General features: G+C 62.2%; 17 protein-coding genes and 3 tRNA genes. 18 read left to right on the forward strand and 2 right to left on the reverse strand.

From position 1 onward, the window contains the following. The first annotated feature begins 32 nt into the window (after positions 1-32). Positions 33-4472, forward strand: coding sequence for a LysM peptidoglycan-binding domain-containing protein (locus EKH55_RS29670; RefSeq protein ID WP_246231780.1), 4440 nt, complete (start codon positions 33-35; stop codon positions 4470-4472). Positions 4473-4723: 251 nt separating this feature from the next. Here EKH55_RS29670 and EKH55_RS04910 read toward each other — a convergent pair whose 3' ends face one another. Together EKH55_RS04910 and EKH55_RS04915 are read right to left on the reverse strand one after the other, a co-directional pair. Then, a complete protein-coding gene (locus EKH55_RS04910; RefSeq protein WP_246231782.1) occupies positions 4724-8095 on the reverse strand; it encodes a hypothetical protein in 3372 nt (1123 codons plus the stop codon). 719 nt (positions 8096-8814) lie between these two features. Then, positions 8815-8890: transfer RNA gene (locus EKH55_RS04915), tRNA-Val, on the reverse strand. 634 nt (positions 8891-9524) lie between these two features. Here EKH55_RS04915 and EKH55_RS04920 point away from each other — a divergent pair. From EKH55_RS04920 to EKH55_RS05000, 17 genes are all read left to right on the forward strand, one after another. Beyond that, a tRNA-Asp gene (locus EKH55_RS04920) sits at positions 9525-9601 on the forward strand. 70 nt (positions 9602-9671) lie between these two features. Further along, positions 9672-9748, forward strand: a tRNA-Asp gene (locus EKH55_RS04925). Between the two features lie 299 nt (positions 9749-10047). Then, positions 10048-10413, forward strand: coding sequence for an NADH-quinone oxidoreductase subunit A (locus tag EKH55_RS04930; RefSeq protein ID WP_069460740.1), 366 nt, complete (start codon positions 10048-10050; stop codon positions 10411-10413). Then, the gene (locus tag EKH55_RS04935) at positions 10404-10982 is read left to right on the forward strand and encodes a NuoB/complex I 20 kDa subunit family protein (protein ID WP_003531828.1); all 579 of its coding nucleotides are present in this window, start codon (positions 10404-10406) and stop codon (positions 10980-10982) included. The genes EKH55_RS04930 and EKH55_RS04935 overlap by 10 nt, the downstream gene beginning before the upstream one ends. A 20-nt stretch (positions 10983-11002) precedes the next feature. Further along, positions 11003-11608, forward strand: coding sequence for an NADH-quinone oxidoreductase subunit C (locus EKH55_RS04940; RefSeq protein ID WP_069460741.1), 606 nt, complete (start codon positions 11003-11005; stop codon positions 11606-11608). A gap of 55 nt (positions 11609-11663) precedes the next feature. Next, on the forward strand, positions 11664-12854 hold the full coding sequence (locus tag EKH55_RS04945) for an NADH-quinone oxidoreductase subunit D (protein ID WP_069460742.1): 1191 nt from the start codon (positions 11664-11666) through the stop codon (positions 12852-12854). Continuing rightward, positions 12854-13105 carry a hypothetical protein gene (locus EKH55_RS04950; protein ID WP_069460743.1) on the forward strand — a complete coding sequence of 84 codons (252 nt, stop codon included), beginning with the start codon at positions 12854-12856 and terminating at the stop codon, positions 13103-13105. The genes EKH55_RS04945 and EKH55_RS04950 overlap by 1 nt, the downstream gene beginning before the upstream one ends. A gap of 16 nt (positions 13106-13121) precedes the next feature. Further along, a complete protein-coding gene (nuoE, locus tag EKH55_RS04955) occupies positions 13122-13943 on the forward strand; it encodes an NADH-quinone oxidoreductase subunit NuoE (RefSeq protein ID WP_069460744.1) in 822 nt (273 codons plus the stop codon). Between the two features lie 12 nt (positions 13944-13955). Next, complete coding sequence (nuoF, locus tag EKH55_RS04960) at positions 13956-15260, forward strand: NADH-quinone oxidoreductase subunit NuoF (protein ID WP_069460745.1); 1305 nt, start codon at positions 13956-13958, stop codon at positions 15258-15260. A 5-nt stretch (positions 15261-15265) separates the two neighbouring features. Further along, positions 15266-15976 (forward strand): NADH:ubiquinone oxidoreductase, encoded by a 711-nt coding sequence (locus EKH55_RS04965; RefSeq protein WP_151611104.1) that lies wholly within the window; start codon positions 15266-15268, stop codon positions 15974-15976. Between the two features lie 115 nt (positions 15977-16091). Next, the gene (gene nuoG / locus EKH55_RS04970) at positions 16092-18173 is read left to right on the forward strand and encodes an NADH-quinone oxidoreductase subunit NuoG (RefSeq protein WP_151611946.1); all 2082 of its coding nucleotides are present in this window, start codon (positions 16092-16094) and stop codon (positions 18171-18173) included. Positions 18174-18193: 20 nt separating this feature from the next. Beyond that, a complete protein-coding gene (nuoH, locus tag EKH55_RS04975; protein ID WP_069460748.1) occupies positions 18194-19237 on the forward strand; it encodes an NADH-quinone oxidoreductase subunit NuoH in 1044 nt (347 codons plus the stop codon). A 63-nt stretch (positions 19238-19300) separates the two neighbouring features. Next, a complete protein-coding gene (gene nuoI / locus EKH55_RS04980) occupies positions 19301-19792 on the forward strand; it encodes an NADH-quinone oxidoreductase subunit NuoI (RefSeq protein ID WP_069460749.1) in 492 nt (163 codons plus the stop codon). Positions 19793-19937: 145 nt separating this feature from the next. Further along, complete coding sequence (locus tag EKH55_RS04985) at positions 19938-20552, forward strand: NADH-quinone oxidoreductase subunit J (protein ID WP_069460859.1); 615 nt, start codon at positions 19938-19940, stop codon at positions 20550-20552. Positions 20553-20579: 27 nt separating this feature from the next. Beyond that, positions 20580-20888 (forward strand): NADH-quinone oxidoreductase subunit NuoK, encoded by a 309-nt coding sequence (gene nuoK, locus EKH55_RS04990; protein ID WP_034854080.1) that lies wholly within the window; start codon positions 20580-20582, stop codon positions 20886-20888. 7 nt (positions 20889-20895) lie between these two features. After that, positions 20896-22890 carry an NADH-quinone oxidoreductase subunit L gene (gene nuoL / locus EKH55_RS04995; RefSeq protein ID WP_151611105.1) on the forward strand — a complete coding sequence of 665 codons (1995 nt, stop codon included), beginning with the start codon at positions 20896-20898 and terminating at the stop codon, positions 22888-22890. Next, positions 22890-24401 (forward strand): NADH-quinone oxidoreductase subunit M, encoded by a 1512-nt coding sequence (locus EKH55_RS05000; RefSeq protein ID WP_151611106.1) that lies wholly within the window; start codon positions 22890-22892, stop codon positions 24399-24401. Before nuoL ends, EKH55_RS05000 begins: the two co-directional genes overlap by 1 nt. The last annotated feature ends 15 nt before the right edge of the window (positions 24402-24416 follow it).

A 24416-nucleotide genomic window follows, 5' to 3' on the forward strand; every position in this document is an offset into this window, starting at 1 on the left:
GCATGCCGCATGGAGCCAAGGAGATCCCGCCCATGTCCTATCGCATCGATATCGAGGGCAAGAACCGCTATGACGCAAATGGCGGTCGCGCCACCGCCGTTTCCGAAGAGCTGCGGCGGTTCTTCGTCGAGCAGATCAACCAAGCCGTGCGCGAGCGAGCCGAGGCAGGAGGGCCGAAGACGATCGATCCTCTTACGGAGAAGGCGATCGTCGTCGAGAAGGGAGACAGTCTATGGGAGATCGCCCAGGAGAATCATGTCAGCCTCGACGATCTCATGGCCGCCAACCGGATCAAGATGACGGCGAAGTCGGCGGCGGTCGACCCCAATGACGTGGTGATCGTGCCGTTCGCCTCGCCGGAACTCGTTGCGCAAGGCCCCGTCGACGACAAGGGCGTGCCCAAGGGAGAGGCCGCCTTCATCGAGGATCTTTATGGCCGCGGCAACAAGCTCGCCTATGCCGACGAGCCTTCGAAAATCGACTTTGCCGCCGAAGGCGAGGACATGCAGCGCGACGTCGGGGCCTATCTGGACAACCTGCCGAAGGCGGAGCGACGGGCCGCAGCCTTGAGGATGATGAGCAGCGACTGGCTGGATGCAGGCCCCGCCGGCAACGCCGTCAAGGCAGCGATCGAGGAACGCGGCCTGACGGTTGGCTCTTCGACGACGCCTTCGCCGCCACAGCTGGAAAAGCCCCTGAGTGAGGCGGAAACGCTCCGGCAGGACCTCGCTACCCGCTATTTGGGCGGCCCCGGCTACAAGGGCGAGATCCAGCGCACACCGGAAGAGACCTATGGCGTACCCACCGAGAAACTGGCCGAGACGATGGCGGATGGCAATCCGCTGGAGCGGGCGGCCTACACGAGTATGTATGGCGGCGCCGACCCCGTGACCGGCGAGAACCGCCGCCCGCTGTGGGAGGAATTGGGCATCAGCCGCGACGAGCTTCGCCGGACCGTGGTGGAGCGGCCCTGGGAAATCGCGTCACACCATCTAGGGCGGCCGATCACTCAAGAGCAGTACAACCAGCTCCAGTCGATCGACGGTCCGCTCGGGCATTTGCTCAACATGGGAGTCGATCCGGAAACCGCCCTATCCATCCAGGCGACCTGGAGCGCCCATTTTCACGGCGGATATGACCCGATCAGCCAGTCGCAACTCAAGCCCGTCTGGGAACGCTGGGGGCTGGAATCGGCTGACGAACTGACGACCTTGTTCGAGGACAGCCCCGCCGCGACCATCAAGCTGGAGGAACTGATCGGCGGCGTCGACCCGGTCACCGGCAAGACCGAGGCGGCTCCCTGGGGCGACAAGTCGGCAGCAGCCTATGGCGCGGCGCAGCTCCGTGAAGCCCAGGAGATACTCGAAATCCAGGTGCTGCCGACGATGAAGGACGTCGCCCCGAGGGAGGATGCCGAGCTTTTCGCGCTGGGCTTCACCACACCGAGCGGCACCAAGCAGATCGAATACGTCAATCCGCTGCAATATGCGCAGTCACCCAGCTTCCGTAACGGGCTCCAGCTCAGGGACGGCAACATCATCGTTTCCAACCTGATGGACCCGATGGGTGGCGTGGGCCTGTTCGGGCTTGTCAAGGGTTACCCGCCGCAGATGGCGCAGAACCTCGACCAGCGGCTCGTGCCTGGCACCAACGAGAAGGTGAAATATCAGGCGCATGGTCTGTTCCAGGTCTTCCCCGAAAACGGTGAGGTCGTGCTGTTGTCCAAGATCCAGCGGCTGCCGAAAGCGCCAAAGGGGCGGCCCGACCCCGATTCCCAATTTGCCAAGGTCATGGGGCGTTGGAGTGAGGCTGGAGGCGGCGTCACCTTCTTCGTCGGCAAGGGCGACGAGACCGAAGGAAGCCGGGGCCGCACCCCCAAGATCGCCGGCGTCAACTGGGCGAATGCGCCCGATGGCACGATCGAGCGCTTCGCCACCGCGCTGGCCGCGCCGTTCAGTCCGAGCGAACGCCGTTCGATGGGCGTGCAGTTCCAGATGGGACGCAACGGGAATGGCGAGTGGGTGCCGAGCGGCATCGGCGCAGTCACCGAATGGAGCACCAGCCGCTACCAGTTCTGGCCGATGGTCACTTGGGATCCGGACGGCGGCGGGCTGACGGGCGGCAGCGTCTTCGGCGGCACCGGCTGGACGCTCGGCCAGTTCGGTCTCCATCATGATCCGAGCCGGCCCACTACGCGGCTTGACCTGCTGGGCGTTGGCAGCGCCGGGGGCTCCGCCAGCGTGACGTATTCAGACCCCTCGGTCTTCGGCGTGGATCTCGGCGGCATGCACGGGAAAGCGGGGCGTGCGGCCGGGCTGGGTTTCACGCACGGCGACGGCAGCAATGTCGCCGTTTCGGTCGATGTCGTCGATGGCGATGTCGACGCCGCCGAGCGCCAGGCGAAATCCTATCACGACCGAATTGCGCGCGGCGAGATAACGCCCCTCGACCTGCCCGCGGGCGTGCGTGTGACCTCGACCGCACAGGAAGCAACGTCGTTCCGGGCGATGGGTTTTGCCTGGCTGGTCAACGTCGGCGGGGGCAAGGGCGGTGGCCTCAATGTCACGACCGAAGTCGGCCGCACTGGCGAGAAAAGCTGGACGGTCTCGCGCTATGACGAGCCGATCCGCGACTGGTCGTGGAACGTGGGCATCTACGGTGTCGGCCCGGGCGGTCACCATTGGGATGCGCACATGCGCGGCGAGACGCTCGAGATCACAGCGCCGGCCGGCGCTGACGGCAAGCCCGCGCTGCAGGGAGAGGCGCGTCAGGCGCTCGACCGCTATCTCACCGAAGGCCTGCTGCCCGGTGCCTTGACCACCGAAGGCCGGTTCCAGGGCGACACTGCCGAGACCTACCGCAGTGTGCGCGACAATTTTCTGGCGTCCGGAGGCGCCCTGTCCGAAGCGCAAACCACCTATGACAAGGACCGCACCGAGGAAGCCCGCAACGCCCTCGACCGGGCCAAGACCGAGTACAGCGATCGCCGGGCGGATCTGAACGACTTCCTTCGCCGCCAGCTCAAGCCCGGCGACGAGCTGATGCCGGGGATCAGGATCGCTTCGACGAGCCGGCGCGACACCGAGGGCAATCGTCCATCCTTCGTCATCCCGATGGAGGCCAAGACGATCACCCGCGGTGAGACCCGGACCGAGGACAATACCTATTTCAGCTATGAGCTTTCCCGCCGTCCGCTCTTCGGGGACGACTACTCGAACCAGCACGCCGGACGCACAGGCGCGGATGCAGATCTGTTCCAGCTTTCCAGTACCGGCACGGTCCGTTCGGGAGGCGGCTATCTGAGCCACTGGTTGCCGCGCGAGACGATCGAGCAGCTCGACAACCGGTCGGCCTATCGCCCGCTCTGGGAAGCCTCGGGCCGTGGCGAGACGGAGATCGCTGGCACAATATCGGTCAATTTCACCGACGCCCAGATCGTCCAGCTCGGGCGCTCGCTGGGCGAAGGGCCGCAGGGTGGCGCGCTTTGGCAATCGATGGCGAACCGCGCATCCGGGGTGTTCGCCGACGATTTCCTGGCGCGCAATCCCGAATATATCAACAACAACACCGATCTGCTGGGCCTCAGCCGCGCCGCCGACAGCGCCGCCGAGGCGCGCGGCCTCAAGGACACCGACAGCTTCTATGACCGGCTGACCAGCAACGAGGACCAGGGATCACGTGAACGCCTTGCGGAGAAGTTTGCCGGCGTGACCTCGCCCGAGGCCTTCGTCGCGCTCAGCAAGGAGGAGCAGGAGGTCTTCATCGAGGTGGTCGCGAAATCCGCATCCGCCGACCATTCCGCCTATGAGACGACGGCGCTGATCGCGGCTATCCCCTCCGAAGACCGTCGATCGGACCTGTTTCGCCATCTCGTCGAGGGAATCGCGGAAACGAACCAGCCGCTCGCCGGCAATGTGAACGGCGGACGACGGCTCGACGATAATCGCGACTTGGGCCCGAATGATCGGGGTGCAGACCGCGTCAGCTATTTCGACGACCCGACGATGGAGTTCGTGCGCTTCCTGCAGCAGGACGTGAGCGACCGGGGTATCCGGGAGATGTTCCTGCAGCAAACCGGATTCCGCGCAGCCCTGCCCTCCGAGATCGAGAGCAGGCGCGGCAAATCCGTCCACGATCTCACTCGGGAAGTGTCGCAGAAATATACGATCGAGAAGACCATCTATTTCCCCGGCGGGCCGTCGCCGAGCGACTATGTCGCGCTCACCCATGACGAGGCAAGGGACGTGGTTGGCATCATCGCAGCGGTCGGCGAACAGCAGGGCAGCGATGGCGCCTGGCAGTTCATGAAGGACAATGGCGTCGACCCAGCTGAGGTCTTCCTGAAGCTCGACCAGGATGACGGCCACGACCAGATCCTGCGTCAGGCGTTGATCGACGTGCTGCGGCCGGGAAGTCTGGGCGAAGGCAAGGCTGCGGTGGAGCTGCTCGACCATCAGCAGGGGCTGATCTAGGGTCAGGACCCTAGTCCAGATGCGAAAGCGTACCGGCGCTGCGGACACAAACGTTCGAACGAGCGCTACGACAGCGGCCAGGTCCACACACACTTGCCGACAAGATCAGGAACGGCGATGCCGCTCCTGCGTCGGTAAAACAGATCGACGTGGTCCTCGCAGGATCGGCAATTGGCCCGGCCTCAAAGCGCGTCGTGTTTGATCGAATTCGTACAACGCGTTTCAGTTCCTCCTGCTACGCATCGACCGGATCAACCGGTGGGCAGCGTATAGTCATATTCGCGGGCCCAGCGTTGGAAATCTTCGACCGTATCGATCTGGTGGCGTTGAATTCGGGTATCGCCCGCCGCCGGGTACTGGCTGCCTGGGGGAATATAAACGCCGCGTCCCTGCGGCATCCATGGGGTGGCTTGCCCGCCGGTTATTTCATCCGGATCGTTCTTCAGTGGAAACTCTCCTTTATCGTTCGGCTTTACCTGCAGGGCGTAATCGATCATCCTGTCGCGCTCATCCACATCGAGCTCATAGAGATAGTCGATCATCTGGCTCGGCGAGACGCCCTGCGCTTTGGCGAGCGTTGGGTTTAGCGCTAGGTAGGGAACGCCATTTTCATCGCAATTGGCGAGGCTTTCCGGCTTTTCGACACTTGGCGCGGCACCTCTGAGATAGGCGCCGAGCGGGCCTTCCAGGCGATTTGCGTCCTGGACATGCCGATACTGGCTAATGCCGGTGACGAGCCCGGCCGTCAGCAGGAACCCGATGGTCACGACGGGTCCGGCCGCAACGGCACCAGGCATTGCCGCATAGATGCTGGCCGCCGTGCCGGGGAGCCAGGCAGCGGCCATCGGCAGGTCGCCCTTGCTCAGTTCATGACCAACCTGCAGCACCGAGAGGGCAACGCCAGTGCCATTATAGATGCGTGGCAGCCACTCCCAGCCGCGTAATCCCGCAATCTGCGAGAAACCGGCCCGGCCGGTTTTCCACGCGCGCGCACCATCGACGGCAAGGGCCAGATCCTTGGCTGTGCCGCCCGCGAAATACCACCCCCAGGCCTGATCCATAGGCACATCGGACTGGGTGAGAGTCGCGGTTCCCCACAGGTTGAGCAGGGCAGAGCCGGTGTTGACGAAAGGTATGGAAGGGGTATGGGCATTGAGCCCGGTGCGGGCCTCGATCGTCTGGATAGGATAGGTCTTGAGCCAGAGGTCCCGGGCAATGCCCGTCAGTCCGGAAAGGCGCCCGGCTGTGCCGCTCTGCGCGCTGAGGCGATTTTGCAGCGCATCGAGGCGCCGGTCCATCGCGTCGAAACGCGTATCGGCCGAGGGCTGTATGGGAGAAATGCCCGGGATCAGTCCGCCGCCACCCTGCGTCTGGAATTTGAAAACTTCCAGCAGGACGTCGCGTCCGGTACGGGAGAGGAAGCCGGCGTTCGGAGCCGGACGCACATCCGGCTGGGCTTGATCCGCGCTGCTGAAGCGATCTAGCAGTGCAAGCGTCAAAGCCGGGTTCTCGTAGAGAACGGTCTTGGGGTCCTCCAGCGAATGGAGTTGCGTCGCCATCTCGGCATAGGGATCGTCTGCCGGCAATTTGCCGAGTTCCTCAACGAGCCGGTTGAGATCTTCCGCAGGCACATCCTTCATCCTGTCGAGCGCAGCATCCTGCGCCACACGCTGCGATGCCAGCGCCGCGCTCGGGCTCGACTGGGTCAGCAGCGGGATCGAATTGATCTCCGCATCTTTCCCTTCGCCGGTGACGATTTCCTGATCGACCTCATCCTTCAGAGAATTACGCGCATCCTGCAGATACCGAGCGCCTTCCAGCCCCTGTAATTCGGGAGGCATCTCCTGCGTCGATGCCAGCGTCAGGACGATCGCTTCACCATAGTGGTCGGTCTTTTCCACCAGGGATTTTTCCGATTCCAGTAGCGAGTTCACGCCATCCGCATGGGAAAACGTGCTGGATTCTCCGATATTCTGCCGCCCGATCTCGGAGACGTAGACGATCTTTTCGTAAAAATCCTTTCCAGTGGACTCCGCAGTCTCCTGAAGCTTTTCGACCCCCATTCCTGCCTGCCGGAGAATACTGGAGGCTTCCGTCTCGTATTTGTTGCCTGCACCAACGACGCTCGGGTCCATCAACTGGCGCGAAACCTCCTGCGCAAGTGCCGGGCTGTGGCCACTGGCGATCGCTTCTCTCAGGCCACGTCCGATCTGGATCGCCAGGCTTTCGGACGACTGGCGGGATTTTTCTCCGGTTGAATGGATCGCCCGCACGATCGACGAGGCGAGTTCCTGGATCGCTTCTTCGCCCTTCGACGTGTGCATCCGGTCCGCGAGGATCGTCAGCTTGGTCATGGCATCCTGAACCCGGAGGTCATCGGCCATGATCGCGCCCATGCCGTGGTCGACCTGGTTGCGGAAAAGATCGAATACCGCGGAATCGACGGTGGACTGCGACCCCTCGACGCGCTGGACGGCAAGATCGATATCGATGCCCTCGGTCTGGGCAACGAGCTCCGCCAGTTCCGGGATGGAATTCGGTGAATCGAGAGCGGCATCCAGGTCATTTGCGACGTCGTTGACTGCCCTGACGGACCGCCTAACAAGGATCTCGTCGGCTGCGACGTTGACGGTCGATATATAGGGATCATTTTCCAGGGGCGTTTCCCGGTTCGGTGTTGCCGCCGCCAGGATCTGGGCGACATTCTGCACCGCCTGGGTCTGGATCAGCTTTTCATTTGCTCCCTTGCCGCCATTTGTCTTGACGGCTTCCTGGGACAGGGCGTCCATCAGCCCCACCATGGCATGCTGCACGTTCTGCCACTCAGCAGATGCGTCCCGCTGTCTCGATGCGGTCGGAGTGCCTTCCGCCTCGGCCATCAGCTCGCGCAGATTTGCGGTTCTCTTCCTACCCGTGGTCTGATCGGTGAACTCGACCTTCCGTCCGAAGATGTCATTGATCTGCTCACGCGCCCCGGTTTTTGCCTCGTTGATGATCGCTTCGAAACCCGGATGCCCATCTCCGACCGGCGCGATCGCGGCCGCATGGGCGTCGAGCGCTTCGTTCATGGCGGTCTCGTCGAGCGCGTTTGCGAGCCCTTCTTCCAGCAGGCCCGGTGTTAGAAATTCCGCAGCCTCGCGCCGTTTTTCCGCGGCGGTCTGCCGGACTGAAGGCGCCTCGATGGCCATGAGCTTGCGCACATGGGGAGGGACATCGGCCTGGTTTGTGGTCATCTCTTCATAGGAGGCCTGCGCCGAGACGGCTTCGTCCGTCGTTTTGATGGCGGCTTTCACGTTGTTGAAGAGCCTCTGGTCCAGAACTGTGAGTGTGTCGCCTTCTACGATCAGATCTGGGTTGTCCCGCAAATCCGGATTCATCAGTTGCAGCTGATCGAGACTGTAGCCATGACCCTCACCGATCTCGATGACGGTATCACCGCACTTGATCTTGTGGATGACAACGCCGCCTGGCGTCTGCGTGTCCCGCGGCCTGTTGTCGTCCCGGGTTGGTCGAGAATTTTGTGCTCTGCCGAGTGCAGCCTGGAAGTTGTCTTCTGCGGATTGGCTTGACGAACGCGAAAACTGCTGGCGAGCCAGACGTTGAAGGTTGATCGGGTGGGTCAAAGGGGACCTCCTGTCCTTGGGCGGGCGGGAATTTCCATGCTGTCCTGATCGGGGAGCCGGTAAGCATTGTGACACCGAGATGACGACTTTAGGGCACAACCCACAGTATCAGCAACCCCCATATCTTGCGGGTAAGTCTGGTGAACAATCTATAATCATCGAAGCGATAGACCCGCGTATTGCCAGCAAGCTCCGCCTGCCGGACAATGCACCTTCTGCCAACCAGAACGGGAAGTCTGCTCCAGAGAACATTGCGGCACCGGGGTTCGTCTCCAAGGCGTCTTCGCTGATGGCGGAACTCCTGGGCGGAAGGATTCCGAGGGAAGGCAGGTTGTCGAAGAAGCAGGATGCCCGGTATAACGGATCCTGAGCCGAGAGGAGGCGTCGGGGGGTCCCTGAATTTGATCGGCGCCTGGAGGATTGGAACCGATCGGGCGTCTTGCGCAGTCGGAGGAGGTTCTTCTGCCCTTTTGACGATGGTAAGGGTCGTGCATTCCCGTCGTTGAATAGTTCCCTAGAAGCGAAATGGAGAACGGTTCTGGACGCAAAACGCTACACGTTTGCCCGACACATAGGACGTGGCTTTGTTGATCAGAAGCTAATACCGAACGCCGAAAAGTACCCGAATGCTACTGGCTGCTACCGTGCCTGCAGTGCATTTTTGCGTGCCGTCACAGAGCCAACGAAAGCATGAAGATACTGCGGTCGAAAATGGGGAATGGTGGGCGATGAGAGACTCGAACTCCCGACATCCTCGGTGTAAACGAGGCGCTCTACCAACTGAGCTAATCGCCCTCGCGTTCTCGGATCCGTGTCCGCCGCGTCGGTGGGCGTGATCTATGCGCAACCGGGAAAAACCGCAAGAGGATTTCGGCTCTTTTTTCTTTTTTTTTGGTGGGACGTTCCGAATCTGGGCGGCGGTCCCTTCCTCCTCCGTCATCCTCGGCCTTGAGCTGCCTTGAACCGAGGATCCAGTTACAAGCCCTTGAACGCGGAATGCACCGCCGAGCGGCTGGTCTGTAGAGCCGCGGTCACGCACGCTGTACTGTGCGGCAGAGGCTGGGCCTGGCAAGATGAAACTTGGAGAGGGGCTGACGTAAGACCGAGCATGACGCACGGGGAGGGGGACGAGCGGCCGAAGATGACGTGGGGAAGGGGCTTCCGCATGTTTGCGGTCGCTGCAGAGCGTGCCGAGGTCGGCGAAGCCCTGGACCCGGACTAGCGGCACCTCAACAGGTGCTCCAGCGGACCGCCTGCGGCTCGCTTCTGGGAGCGAATTACGACCCCTGTGGATCAAAATTCGGCCCGTCACGGATTTGTCTTCAAACACGCTTGACACCCCAATGCGAACCGCTTAGTTAGCCGCTCATCAAGACGGCCGGGCCGCCTTGAGCGGGGTGCGCAAGCGCTCCGGTGAGTACAAGAGGATGCGGGTGTAGCTCAGTCGGTTAGAGTGCCGGCCTGTCACGCCGGAGGTCGCGGGTTCGAGCCCCGTCACTCGCGCCACTCCTGAAACTGGTTCTCGGCATTCTCAAAATGTGCCGATGATGAGATAATGGCCATCAGGCCACGATGCGCGGGTGTAGCTCAGTCGGTTAGAGTGCCGGCCTGTCACGCCGGAGGTCGCGGGTTCGAGCCCCGTCACTCGCGCCATTTCTCCATCATTCCCACTTCGGCCCCCCCCCCCCTCATCTGTTGCGCTGCGGCAATCTGTCCCGGCCTGCGGACTGTGATGCTTCGGCCCGTCACCGTGCCTCGGGGCTCGCCTGCGTCAACGGTGAGACAAAGCGCTGCAAAGCTGTGCCGCGAACCGGTTTAAATCCCCGTTCGAGGCTTGCGCCCAGGCGCATGCTGCGCTAACCACTCTGGCGTTGCAACATGATTTTCGGCCTGCGGCTATATGTGTTCAAAGTGCGTCTCCCAGCGCGCTCCGCAGGCAGGGACGGATAAAAATGACTGAACTTCTCGGTTCCTATGTTCCGATCGCGATTTTCCTTGGAATCGCGCTTGTGATCGGCCTCGCTCTCCTTGTCGCTCCCTTTGCCGTCGCCTTCAAAGCGCCGGATTCGGAAAAGCTGTCGGCCTATGAGTGCGGCTTCAATGCGTTCGACGACGCCCGCATGAAGTTCGACATCCGCTTCTATCTCGTGTCGATCCTCTTCATCATCTTCGATCTCGAGGTCGCGTTCCTCTTTCCCTGGGCGGTCTCTTTCAAGGAGGTGGGCTGGTTCGGCTTCTGGTCGATGATGGCCTTCCTCCTGGTCCTGACGGTCGGCTTTATCTATGAATGGAAGAAGGGAGCGCTGGAATGGAACTAGCATCCGGCACCACGCTCGTTGCGCCGCAGCCGAAGGGAATTCTCGACCCCGCGACCGGCAAGCCGATCGGCAGCAATGACGCGTTCTTTGGTGAGATCAACAACGAGCTGGCCGATAAGGGTTTCCTCGTAACCTCGACCGACGAACTGATCAACTGGGCGCGCACCGGTTCGCTGATGTGGATGACCTTCGGTCTCGCCTGTTGCGCCGTTGAGATGATGCAGATGTCGATGCCGCGTTACGACGCCGAGCGCTTCGGCTTTGCGCCGCGCGCGTCGCCGCGTCAGTCGGACGTCATGATCGTCGCCGGCACGCTCACCAACAAGATGGCGCCGGCTCTGCGCAAGGTCTACGACCAGATGCCCGAGCCGCGTTACGTCATCTCCATGGGCTCCTGTGCCAATGGCGGCGGTTACTATCATTATTCCTATTCGGTCGTGCGCGGCTGTGATCGCGTCGTGCCCGTCGACATCTACGTGCCAGGCTGTCCTCCCACGGCAGAAGCGCTGCTCTACGGCGTGCTTCTGCTGCAGAAGAAGATCCGCCGCACCGGTACGATCGAGCGCTAAGGGCAGGGGGTCTAGCAATCATGAGTGAAGCCCTTAACGAGCTTGCGTCCTATCTTCGCGAGACGCGTGGCGCGCTGATCGCCGATTCGGTGATCGAATACGGCGAGCTGACGCTGACGGCCGAGGCCGAGAACCTGATCGCGCTGCTGACCTTCCTGCGCGACGACGTGCAGTGCGGTTTCGTCAGTTTTATCGACATCTGCGGCGTCGACTATCCGCAGCGACCGGAGCGCTTCGACGTCGTCTACCATCTTCTGTCGCCGCGTCAGAACCTTCGCGTTCGCGTCAAGGTAGCGACGGCCGAGGACGAGCCGGTTCCCTCCGCGACGGCCGTCTATCCAGGCGCCGACTGGTTCGAGCGCGAAGCCTATGACATGTACGGCATCCTCTTCACCGGCCATCCGGATCTCAGGCGCATCCTGACCGATTATGGTTTCGAGGGCTATCCGTTGCGCAAGGACTTCCCGCTGACGGGTTTTGTCCAGGTGCGTTATGACGACGAGGTCAAGCGGGTGGTCTACGAGCCCGTCGAGCTGAGGCAGGAATTCCGCAATTTCGATTTTCTTTCGCCCTGGGAAGGCACGGATTATGTCTTGCCCGGCGACGAGAAGGCGAAGGCACGGTGAAATAAGTCGGCCCGGGGCGATCCCGATGGGGCGCCTTCGGCCTGGAGCAATCGGTATGACCGAACATAACGTCCGCAACTTCAACATCAACTTCGGTCCGCAGCATCCGGCCGCCCACGGCGTCCTTCGCCTGGTGCTGGAGCTCGACGGCGAAATCGTCGAGCGTGTCGACCCGCATATCGGCCTCCTGCACCGCGGCACCGAAAAGCTGATCGAGGCCAAGACCTACCTGCAGGCCGTGCCCTATTTCGATCGGCTCGACTACGTCGCGCCGATGAACCAGGAACACGCCTTCGCGCTGGCCGTCGAAAGGCTGACCGGTACGGAAGTGCCGATCCGCGGGCAGCTCATCCGCGTGCTCTATTCGGAAATCGGCCGCATCCTGTCGCACCTCCTCAACGTCACGACCCAGGCGATGGACGTCGGAGCGCTGACGCCGCCGCTCTGGGGCTTCGAGGAGCGCGAGAAGCTGATGGTCTTCTACGAGCGGGCGAGCGGCGCGCGCATGCACTCCGCCTATTTCCGGCCCGGTGGCGTTCACCAGGACCTTCCGCACCAGCTCGTCGAGGATATCGGCAACTGGATCGATCCATTCCTAAAGACCGTCGACGACATCGATGAGCTCCTGACCGGCAACCGTATTTTCAAGCAGCGCAACGTCGATATCGGCGTCGTGAAGCTGGAGGATGCCTGGGCCTGGGGCTTCTCCGGCGTGATGGTGCGCGGCTCGGGCGCCGCCTGGGATCTGCGGCGCGCGCAGCCCTACGAATGCTATTCGGATCTCGAATTCGACATTCCGATCGGCAAGAACGGCGACTGCTTCGACCGCTATCTCATCCGCATGATCGAGATGCGCCAGTCGGCCCGCATCATGCGTCAGTGCGTGGACCGTCTGCTCGGCGATGCGAAAATCGGCCCGGTTTCTTCGTTCGACGGCAAGATCGTGCCCCCGAAGCGCGGCGAGATGAAGCGTTCGATGGAAGCGCTGATTCACCACTTCAAGCTCTACACCGAAGGCTACCACGTGCCGGCCGGCGACGTTTACGCTGCGGTCGAGGCGCCGAAGGGCGAATTCGGCGTCTATCTGGTCTCGGACGGCACCAACAAGCCCTACCGCTGCAAGATCCGCGCGCCGGGCTATGCGCATCTCCAGGCCATGGATTTCCTCTGTCGCGGGCACCAGCTCGCGGACGTCTCGGCCGTGCTGGGCTCCATCGATATCGTGTTCGGCGAGGTGGACCGCTGATGCGCCTGGCGCTCTTTGCCGCACTCGGATGTCTCGCGCTCGCGACGACCGCCTTCGCTGAGGAGGTCGGCAGCGCGAGCGGTTCGGGACTGCGCGGCGGTTCCATGGCCGTGCTTCTCGAAAAGGGTTACGAGATCAGGGCCGCCGTCGCCAACGGCACACGCTATATCGTGTTTCTGCAGAAAGACCAGTCAGCCTATGCCTGCGAATTCGTCTCGCTGACGAGATCGCGGTGCGGTTCGATCAACTGATAAGGTGTCCACTAGAATGTCCGTTCGTCGACTAGCCGAAGACACAGTCCAGCCAGCGACCTTTGCATTCAGCAAGGAAAACGCCGCCTGGGCCAAGGCAACGATCAAAAAATATCCGAAGGGCCGCGAACAGTCGGCAGTCATCCCCTTGCTGATGCGCGCCCAGGAGCAGGACGGCTGGGTGACCAGGGCCGCCATCGAGTCGATCGCCGACATGCTCGGCATGGCCTATATCCGCGTCCTCGAAGTGGCGACCTTCTATACCCAGTTCCAGTTGAAGCCCGTCGGAACGCGCGCGCATGTGCAGGTCTGCGGCACGACGCCCTGCATGCTGCGCGGCGCGGAAGATCTGATCAAAATCTGCAAGAAGAAGATTGCCTCCGAGCCGTTTACCCTCAACGAGGGCGGTACGCTCTCCTGGGAGGAGGTCGAATGCCAGGGCGCCTGCGTCAACGCGCCGATGGTGATGATCTTCAAGGATAGCTACGAAGACCTGACGCCCGAGCGGCTCGAGGAAATCATCGATTCCTTCGACGCGGGCAGGGGCGCCGAGGTCCAGCCCGGACCTCAGATCGACCGGATCTTTTCTGCGCCGATCGGCGGTCCGACGACCTTGCAGCCGCTTCCGGAAGAGAAGAAGGCCGGCCGTGTACGCAAGGCCCCGGACGAAGAGGCAATCAGCGTACCGCCGGCGAATGCAGCCAAGCCGAAGCCTGCCTCCGAGATTACCAATCCGGCGCTGAAGACCCCGGCGACCGCCAAAAAGGCGGCGGCGAAGATCGCGAAGACCGAGGGCGAGTCCACGGTCGACAAATCCAAGCCTCAGAAGAAGCGGTAAAGAGGTCTACCCATGCTCAGAGATGAAGATCGCATCTTTACCAATATCTACGGCCTCAAGGACAAGTCGCTGAAGGGCGCGATGGCCCGCGGTCATTGGGACGGGACCAAGGAGCTCCTGGAGAAGGGGCGTGACTGGATCATCAACGAGGTGAAGGCCTCCGGTCTGCGTGGCCGCGGCGGCGCGGGCTTCCCGACGGGTCTCAAGTGGTCCTTCATGCCGAAGGAAAGCGACGGCCGTCCGCACTATCTCGTCGTCAATGCCGACGAGTCCGAACCCGGCACCTGCAAGGACCGCGACATCATGCGCCACGATCCGCACACGCTGATCGAGGGTTGCGTGGTTGCGAGCTTCGCCATGGGTGCACACGCAGCCTATATCTACGTGCGCGGCGAGTTCATCCGCGAGCGCGAAGCACTGCAGGCGGCAATCGACGAGTGCTATGAATACGGCCTCATCGGCAAGAACAACAAACTCGGCTACGACATTGACATCTTTGTCCATCACGGTGCCGGCGCCTATATCTGTGGCGAGGAGACGGCACTGCTCGAAAGCCTTGAGGGCAAGAAGGGCCAGCCGCGCCTGAAGCCGCCGTTCCCGGCGAACATGGGTCTCTATGGCTGCCCGACGACGGTCAACAACGTCGAGTCGATCGCCGTCACGCCCACCATCCTGCGCCGTGGCGCCGGCTGGTATACGAGCTTCGGACGCCCGAACAACCACGGCACCAAGCTCTACTCGGTTTCGGGTCACGTGAACCGCCCCTGCACGGTCGAGGACGCGATGTCGATCCCGTTCCACGAACTGATCGACAAGCATTGCGGCGGCATCCGCGGCGGCTGGGATAACCTGCTGGCCGTCATCCCCGGCGGCTCGTCCGTTCCCTGCGTGCCCGGCGCGCAGATGAAGGACGCAATCATGGACTATGACGGCCTGCGCGAACTCGGCTCCGGCCTCGGCACCGCGGCCGTCATCGTCATGGACAAGTCGACCGACATCATCAAGGCGATCTGGCGGCTCTCCGCCTTCTACAAGCATGAGAGCTGCGGCCAATGCACGCCGTGCCGCGAGGGCACGGGCTGGATGATGCGCGTCATGGAACGAATGGTTCAGGGCCGCGCGCAGAAGCGTGAAATCGACATGCTCTTCGACGTCACGAAGCAGGTCGAGGGCCACACGATCTGTGCGCTTGGCGATGCGGCCGCCTGGCCGATCCAGGGCCTCATCAAACATTTCCGTCCGGAGATGGAAAAGCGGATCGACGAATACACGCGCAATGCGACGTCGCACGGCGCGGTTTTGGAAGCGGCGGAGTAAGAGCGATGGCCGGGGAACGCAAGGAAGCACAGGGCAGGGATACGGCAACGGTTATTCCATTCGCGCGGTCCATGGGTGCCGACCCGGCTGATCCGTTCGGCATGTCCGAATGGATGAAGAGCATGACGCAGATGCCGCTGAATCCGCTGATGACGCATCCGGCGGCAGCGGTTGCCGCCGCCACGGCTCTGGGGTTCGGCCTTTCCAGCCATATTGCCGGAATGATGTTCGGCGCGATGCAGGGCGCTGCGAGCGCGTTTCAAGGCGGCGCCCGCGGGCGTGAGCCCATGCACGCCGCAGAGCCGGGTGCCGCGGCGCCGGCCGAGCCCACACAAGAGCGGACGACCACATCTGTAATTACCTCGCCCGAGCCTGCCAAGGCGCCGCCGGTGCCCGCTACGGCGCCGAAATTGCCCGCCGAAGCAAAAGCGTCGCCAGCCGCAGCGGTTCCCGCTGCCGCGCGAAAGCCGAAGGCGCCCAAGAAGCAGGCCACACCGGCGCCGAAAAGCAGAGCCGGAGACGATCTCAAGCGCATTTCGGGGCTCGGCCCGAAGCTGGAGCAGGTGCTGAACGGCAAGGGTATTCGCCGGCTAGCCGACATCGCGGCCCTGAGCGCGGAAGATGCGGCGCGACTCGACGCCGAAATCGGCCTGGATGGCCGCATCGCGCGCGACGACTGGGTCGGCCAGGCGAAGGCACTGATGCAGGGAAAATGAGGCGTTGGCCGCTCGGTTTTCGCCGTAAGCGGCAGGGTCGTGACGGACAGGCCGTCAAGAAATTGTCCGCCGCCATGGAAGGGCAGGCGGACGGAAGACAGGATTGAGTACGAAGATGGCAAAGCTGAAAGTCGACGGAAAAGAGATCGAGGTCCCGGATCATTTCACGCTGCTTCAGGCGTGCGAAGAGGCCGGCGCCGAGGTTCCGCGCTTCTGTTTCCATGAGCGGCTTTCGGTTGCCGGCAACTGCCGCATGTGTCTCATCGAGGTAAAGGGCGGACCGCCGAAACCGGCGGCATCCTGCGCGATGGGCGTGCGCGACCTGCGCCCCGGTCCGAACGGCGAGGTGCCGGAGGTCTTCACGACGACGCCGATGGTCAAGAAGGCACGCGAAGGCGTGATGGAGTTCCTGCTGATCAACCATCCGCTCGATTGTCCGATCTGCGACCAGGGCGGCGAGTGCGACCTGCAGGACCAGGCGATGGCCTTCGGCATCGACAATTCGCGCTACCACGAGAACAAGCGCGCCGTTGAGGACAAATATATCGGTCCGCTCGTCAAGACGGTGATGAACCGCTGCATTCACTGCACCCGCTGCGTCCGTTTCACGACGGAGGTTGCTGGTATCGCGGAACTCGGCCTCATCGGCCGCGGCGAAGATGCGGAGATCACCACCTATCTCGAGCAGGCGATGACCTCCGAGCTGCAGGGCAACGTCGTCGATCTTTGTCCGGTCGGCGCGCTGACCTCGAAGCCCTTTGCCTTCACCGCGCGTCCGTGGGAGCTCAACAAGACCGAATCGATCGACGTCATGGACGCGCTCGGCTCGGCAATCCGCGTGGATACGCGCGGTCGGGAAGTCATGCGCATCATGCCGCGCGTAAACGAGGACATCAACGAGGAGTGGATCTCCGACAAGACCCGCTTCATCTGGGATGGCTTGCGGACGCAACGCCTCGACCGGCCCTATGTCAAAATTGACGGTCGCCTGCAGCCGGCAAGCTGGGGCGAGGCCTTCGACGCCATCAAGGCCGCGGTTGCCAGGACGTCGGGCGAGAAGATCGGTGCCATTGCCGGCGATCTCGCCGCCGTCGAAGAAATGTACGCGCTGAAGGAGCTTATCGCCTCGCTCGGCTCGGAGAACCTTGACTGCCGTCAGGACGGCGCGGCGCTCGATCCGTCGCTCGGCCGCGCAAGCTATCTCTTCAATCCGACGATCCAGGGCATCGAAAGCGCCGACGCGCTTCTCATCATCGGCTCCAATCCGCGCTTCGAAGCTTCGGTTCTCAATGTCCGCATTCGCAAGCGCCATCGCATGGGCAATTTCCCGATCGCCGTCATTGGCGAACCGGGTGAACTGCGCTACGAATACGACTATCTCGGCGCCGGCACCGACACGCTTGCCGATCTCCTCTCGGGCAAGGCGAAGTTCTTCACGGCGCTGAAGAGGGCCGAGCGGCCGCTGATCATTGTGGGCCAGGGGGCACTTGCTGGAGAGGGCGGAGCCGCCGTTCTTGCCAATGCCGCCAAGCTTGCCGTCGCGGTTGGCGCGGTCAGCGATGCGTGGAACGGTTTCGCGGTCCTCCATACGGCAGCCTCGCGCGTCGGTGGCTTGGACCTCGGTTTCGTGCCAGGCCGGGGCGGCATGTCGGCAGCCGAAATGATAACGGGCGCCGAAGTCTTGTTCCTGCTTGGTGCGGACGAGATAGATCTCTCCACGCGCAAAGGCGGCTTCACCGTCTATATCGGTTCCCACGGCGACAATGGCGCGCACGCCGCCGACGTCATCCTTCCGGGCGCGGCCTACACGGAAAAGTCGGGGATCTGGGTCAACACCGAAGGCCGGGTGCAGATGGGCAATCGCGCCGGTTTCGCGCCGGGCGATGCTCGCGAAGACTGGGCGATCATCCGCGCGCTCTCGGATGTGCTAGGCCGCAAGCTGCCCTTCGATTCGCTTGGCGCACTGCGCGCAGCGCTCTATGTGGCCTATCCGCATTTCGCGGAGATCGACGGCATTGCCGTCGCCGGCAGCGACGAAATTGCCGCACTCGCGCAAAAAGCCGGTGAGATGGCGAAATCCGCGTTTGCGTCTCCAGTCAAAGACTTCTATTTGACGAACCCGATAGCGCGCGCATCCGCCGTCATGGCCGAATGCTCGGCTTTGGCGCGCAACAATTTCAAAGCTGCCGCGGAATGAGCGCGAGGGAATAGAGCATCATGGACGCTTTCATTTCGACCTATGTCTGGCCCGCGGCCATCATCATCGGCCAGTCGCTCCTGCTCCTGGTCGCGCTGCTGGTCTTCATCGCCTACGTCCTGCTCGCGGACCGCAAGATCTGGGCCGCCGTGCAGCTTCGCCGCGGCCCGAACGTCGTCGGTCCCTGGGGACTGTTCCAATCCTTCGCCGATCTTCTGAAGTTCGTCTTCAAGGAGCCGATCATTCCGGCCGGCGCCAACAAGGCGATCTTCCTGCTGGCGCCGCTCGTCTCGGTGACGTTGGCGCTTGCCGCCTGGGCCGTCATTCCGCTCAATGCGGGCTGGGTAATCGCGGACATCAATGTCGGCATCCTCTTCGTCTTCGCCATATCTTCTCTCGAGGTTTATGGCATCATCATGGGCGGCTGGGCCTCGAACTCGAAATATCCCTTCCTGGGCGCGCTGCGCTCGGCCGCGCAGATGGTGTCCTATGAGGTCTCGATCGGCTTCGTCATCATCACCGTTCTGCTCACCGTCGGCTCGCTCAACCTGACGGACATCGTCATCTCGCAGACCGACGGCCTTGGAACGATGATCGGCCTGCCGGCCTCCTTCCTCGATTGGAACTGGCTGTCGCTGTTCCCGATGTTCGTCGTGTTCTTCATTTCGGCGCTCGCCGAGACGAACCGTCCGCCCTTCGACCTGCCCGAAGCCGAGTCCGAGCTCGTCGCCGGCTTCATGGTCGAATACGGCTCGACCCCGTACATGATGTTCATGCTCGGCGAATACGCGGCCATCTGCCTGATGTGCGCGCTGACGACGATCCTGTTCCTCGGTGGCTGGCTGCCCCCGGTTGACATCTGGCTTCTGAACTGGGTTCCGGGCATCGTCTGGTTCGTGCTGAAGGCCTCGTTCGTCTTCTTCATGTTCGCGATGGTGAAGGCCTTCGTGCCGCGCTACCGCTACGACCAGCTGATGCGCCTCGGCTGGAAAGTCTTCCTGCCGCTGTCGCTCGCCATGGTGGTCATCGTCGCATTCGTTCTGAAGCTGACGGGGTGGGCGTAATGGCCGACCGAGCTTCGCTGCATACCGCCGGCGCCTCCCGGGCCGGCAAGTTTGGAGGTTAAGATGGCCGGTCTCTCCCAAGCGGTCAATTCGCTATTCCTCAAGGAATTCGTCGCGGCGTTCATGCTGTCCATGCGCTATTTCTTCCGGCCGAAGGCGACGGTGAACTACCCTTTCGAAAAGGGTCCGGTCAGTCCGCGCTTCCGCGGCGAACATGCATTGCGCCGCTATCCGAACGGCGAGGAACGCTGCATCGCCTGCAAGCTGTGCGAGGCGATCTGTCCCGCCCAGGCCATCACCATCGAGGCGGGTCCGCGCCGTAACGACGGGACGCGCCGCACGGTGCGTTACGACATTGACATGGTGAAGTGCATCTATTGCGGCTTCTGCCAGGAGGCTTGCCCGGTCGATGCGATCGTCGAAGGACCGAACTTCGAATTCGCCACCGAGACGCGCGAGGAACTCTACTACGACAAGGAAAAGCTCCTCGCCAATGGCGACCGGTGGGAGCGGGAAATCGCGCACAACATCGCAATGGACTCGCCCTATCGCTGAGGCCGTCCGCATAACGAAGTATACGTCGCTCCTTGAAGCGACGCGTGCATAACGGGTTTGGGCAATGGCCGGACGCAGGTCCGGCTTTGCCTCATGGAGTGAGGGCGGAGCCTTCACGCCGAGCAAGACGAAAAAGGCACCGATCATGGGTCTGCAGGTTCTTTTTTTCTATCTCTTCGCCTTCATCGCAGTGGCGTCGGCATTCATGGTCATTGCGGCCAAGAATCCGGTCTATTCGGTTCTGTTCCTGATCCTGACCTTCTTCAACGCGGCAGGTCTCTTCCTGCTGACCGGCGCCGAGTTCCTGGCGATGATCCTGCTGGTGGTCTATGTTGGCGCGGTCGCGGTGCTCTTCCTCTTCGTGGTGATGATGCTCGATATCGACTTTGCCGAATTGCGCGCCGGCGTGCTCGAATACGCGCCGATCGGCGCGCTGATCGGGTTGATCCTCGCGGCGGAACTGATCATCGTCGTCGGCGGTTCGACCTTCTCGCCCGAGATCGCCAAGGCGGTCTCCATGCCGATCCCGCCGGTCGGCGAGCGCAGCAATACGGCGGCGCTCGGTGACGTTCTCTACACCCACTACGTCTATTTCTTCCAGATCGCGGGGCTCGTCCTGCTCGTCGCCATGATCGGCGCCATCGTGCTGACCCTGCGACATCGTCAGAACATCAAGCGCCAAAGCATTCCGCGCCAGGTTGCCCGCACGCCCGAGACCGCTGTCGAAGTGGTCACGGTCAAGCCGGGGCAGGGCATCTAATTCGGACGCGAGGTCGAGGACTACATCATGGAAATCGGAATTTCCCATTATCTGACCGTCAGCGCCATTCTGTTCACGCTCGGCGTATTCGGCATCTTCCTCAACCGGAAGAACGTCATCGTCATCTTGATGTCGGTGGAACTCATTCTGCTCGCGGTCAACCTCAACATGGTGGCTTTCTCGTCGTTCCTGAACGACATCACCGGCCAGGTCTTCGCGCTGTTCATTCTGACCGTCGCGGCCGCCGAAGCCGCCATCGGACTTGCAATTCTCGTCGTCTTCTATCGTAACCGCGGCTCCATCGCCGTCGAAGACGTCAACATGATGAAGGGCTGACAGGGCCATGGACACCATAATCAAGGCTATCGTCTTTCTGCCTCTGATCGGCTTTCTGATCGCCGGACTGCTCGGCACGCAGATCGGCGCCAAGGCATCCGAATATGTAACCACCGGCCTGATGCTCGTTGCATTGGCGCTCTCCTGGCTCGTCTTCTTCAATGTCGCGCTCGGCGAAGAGGAAATGATCCGGGTTTCGGTGCTGCGCTGGATCCAATCCGGCAGCTTCGATGTCGACTGGGCTTTCCGCGTCGACACGCTGACCGCGGTCATGTTCGTGGTCGTCAATACGGTCTCGACGCTGGTGCATATCTATTCGATCGGTTACATGCACCATGATCCGCATCGTCCGCGCTTCTTCGGCTATCTGTCGCTCTTCACCTTCGCGATGCTGATGCTGGTGACGGCCGACAACCTTCTGCAGATGTTCTTCGGTTGGGAAGGCGTTGGCCTGGCGTCCTACCTTTTGATCGGCTTCTGGTACAAGAAGCCTTCGGCCAATGCCGCCGCGATGAAGGCCTTCATCGTCAACCGCGTCGGGGACTTCGGCTTCGCGCTGGGCATTTTCGCCGTCTTCGTTCTCTTCGGCTCGGTTAATCTCGAAACGATCTTTGCGGCCGCTCAGAGCTACCTGCCGGCCGAGGGCGCCGGGGCAGGAGATGCGGTCATCAACCTCTTCGGCATGCAGCTTGACAAGGCGGACGCTCTGACCGCCGCCTGCGTCCTGCTTTTCATGGGCGCAATGGGCAAGTCGGCGCAGTTCCTGCTGCACACCTGGCTGCCGGACGCCATGGAGGGCCCGACGCCGGTGTCGGCGCTCATCCACGCCGCCACCATGGTGACCGCCGGCGTCTTCCTCGTCGCCCGCATGTCGCCGCTCTTCGAGCTGTCGCCGGCTGCGCTGACGGTCGTCACCGTCATCGGCGCCATCACCGCTTTCTTCGCGGCGACCGTCGGCCTCGTCCAGAACGATATCAAGCGCGTCATCGCCTATTCTACCTGTTCGCAGCTCGGCTACATGTTCGTGGCCCTCGGCGTTGGCGCCTATGGCGCTGCCATCTTCCACCTGTTCACGCACGCGTTCTTCAAGGCGCTCCTGTTCCTCGGGGCCGGCTCCGTTATCCACGCTGTCGATGGCGAGCAGGACATGCGTCATATGGGCGGCTTGCGCCCGCACATCCCGATCACCTATTGGATGATGTTTGTTGGCACGATCGCGCTGACCGGCGTCGGCATTCCCGGTACGCTATTCGGGACGGCCGGTTTCTTCTCGAAGGACGCGATCATCGAATCGACCTTTGCCTCGCACAGCGCCGTTTCCGGCTTCGCCTTCGTGCTTCTGGTCGTCGCGGCGCTCTTCACCAGCTTCTACTCCTGGCGCCTGACCTTCATGACGTTCCATGGCAGGCCGCGCGCGTCGGCCGACGTCATGCATCACGTGCATGAATCGCCGCAGGTCATGCTGGTGCCGCTCTATGTCCTGGCCGTCGGTGCCCTCGTTGCCGGCTTTCTCTTCCACGATTATTTCTTCGGCCATCACTATGCCGAGTTCTGGCAGGGCGCGCTTTTCACGCTGCCGGAAAACGAGATCCTCGAGGAATACCACCACGTGCCGCTGTGGGTGAAGTGGAGCCCGTTCGTCGCCATGGCCCTCGGCCTCGTGACCGCCTGGTACATGTATATCCGCTCGCCGGAGACGCCAAAGTACCTCGCTGCCCAGCATCGTGGTCTCTATCAGTTCCTCCTGAACAAGTGGTACTTCGACGAGCTCTACGACTTCCTCTTCGTCCGCACCGCCAAGCGGCTCGGCACTTTCCTCTGGAAGCAGGGTGATGGTCGCGTGATCGACGGCTTCGGCCCGAACGGCGTGGCGGCGCGCGTTCTCGACGTGACGGATCGCGTCGTCCGGCTGCAGACCGGCTACCTTTATCACTACGCGTTCGCGATGCTGATCGGCATTGCAGCGCTCGTCACATGGATGATGCTCGGGAGTTCCTTCTGATGACCGATTGGCCCGTACTTTCCGCGGTCACCTTTCTGCCGCTCGTCGGCGTGCTGCTTCTCCTGTTGATGCGGGAAGACAGCGCCTACGGCCGCCGCAACATCCTGAATGTATCGCTGCTGACGACGATCTTCACGTTCCTCCTGTCGCTCTACGTCTGGTACCAGTTCGACAGTGCGAATCCCGGCTTCCAGATGATCGAAAAACAGGAGTGGCTCGGAACCGGCATCTCCTATCACCTCGGGATCGACGGTATCTCGGTGCTGTTCGTGCCGCTGACGGCCTTCCTGATGCCGTTCTGCGTGCTCGCAAGCTGGGTGACGATCGAGAAGCGGCTGAAGGAGTACATGATTGCGTTCCTGATCCTGGAAACGCTGATGCTCGGCGTCTTCGTGTCGCTCGACATAGTGCTCTTCTACGTGTTCTTCGAGGCCGGACTGATCCCGATGTTCATCATCATCGGCGTCTGGGGGGGCAGGGACCGCGTCTACGCGAGCTACAAGTTCTTCCTCTACACGCTGCTCGGCTCGGTCCTGATGCTGCTTGCCATCATGGCCATGTACTGGCAGGCCGGCACCACCGACATCACCGAGCTGCTGCGGTATGATTTCCCACGGCAGATGCAGACCTGGCTGTGGCTCGCCTTCTTTGCATCCTTCGCCGTGAAGATGCCGATGTGGCCGGTCCACACCTGGCTTCCGGACGCGCACGTCCAGGCGCCGACGGCGGGATCGGTCATCCTGGCGGGCATCCTGCTGAAGCTCGGCGGCTATGGCTTCCTGCGCTTCTCGCTGCCGATGTTCCCGCTGGCGTCCGATTTCTTCGCGCCGCTCGTCTACACGCTTTCGGTCATCGCGATCATCTACACTTCGCTGGTGGCGATGATGCAGGCCGACATCAAGAAGCTGATCGCCTATTCGTCGGTCGCGCATATGGGCTATGTGACCATGGGCACCTTCGCGGCCAACGTCCAAGGGGTCCAGGGCGCCATCTTCCAGATGCTGTCGCACGGCATCGTCTCCGGCGCGCTCTTCCTTTGCATCGGGGTCGTCTATGACCGACTGCACACGCGCGAGATCGCCGCCTATGGCGGCCTCGTCAACAACATGCCGAAATATGCCGTGGCCTTCATGGTCTTTACCATGGCCAATGTGGGCCTCCCGGGCACCTCGGGCTTCGTCGGCGAAGTTCTGACGCTGGTCGGCGTCTTCCGCGCCAACACGTGGGTCGCGCTCTTTGCGACCAGCGGCGTCATCCTGTCGGCGGCCTATGCGCTCTGGCTCTATCGCCGCGTGATCTTCGGTGCGCTGGAAAAGGAAAGCCTCAAGGCGCTGCTCGACCTGTCCGGGCGCGAGAAGCTGATCCTCTATCCGCTGGTAATCCTGACGATCTTCTTCGGGGTCTATCCGGCACCGGTCTTCGATGCGACCGCGGCTTCGGTGGACCTGCTCGTCAACAACTACGCCGCGGCCCTGCAGGCAGCGCAAGACGTCGCGCTTTCGGCGCAATGACCACAGGACGTGATT

Origin of the sequence: Sinorhizobium alkalisoli, from assembly GCF_008932245.1 — a bacterium.
Lineage (GTDB): Bacteria > Pseudomonadota > Alphaproteobacteria > Rhizobiales > Rhizobiaceae > Sinorhizobium > Sinorhizobium alkalisoli.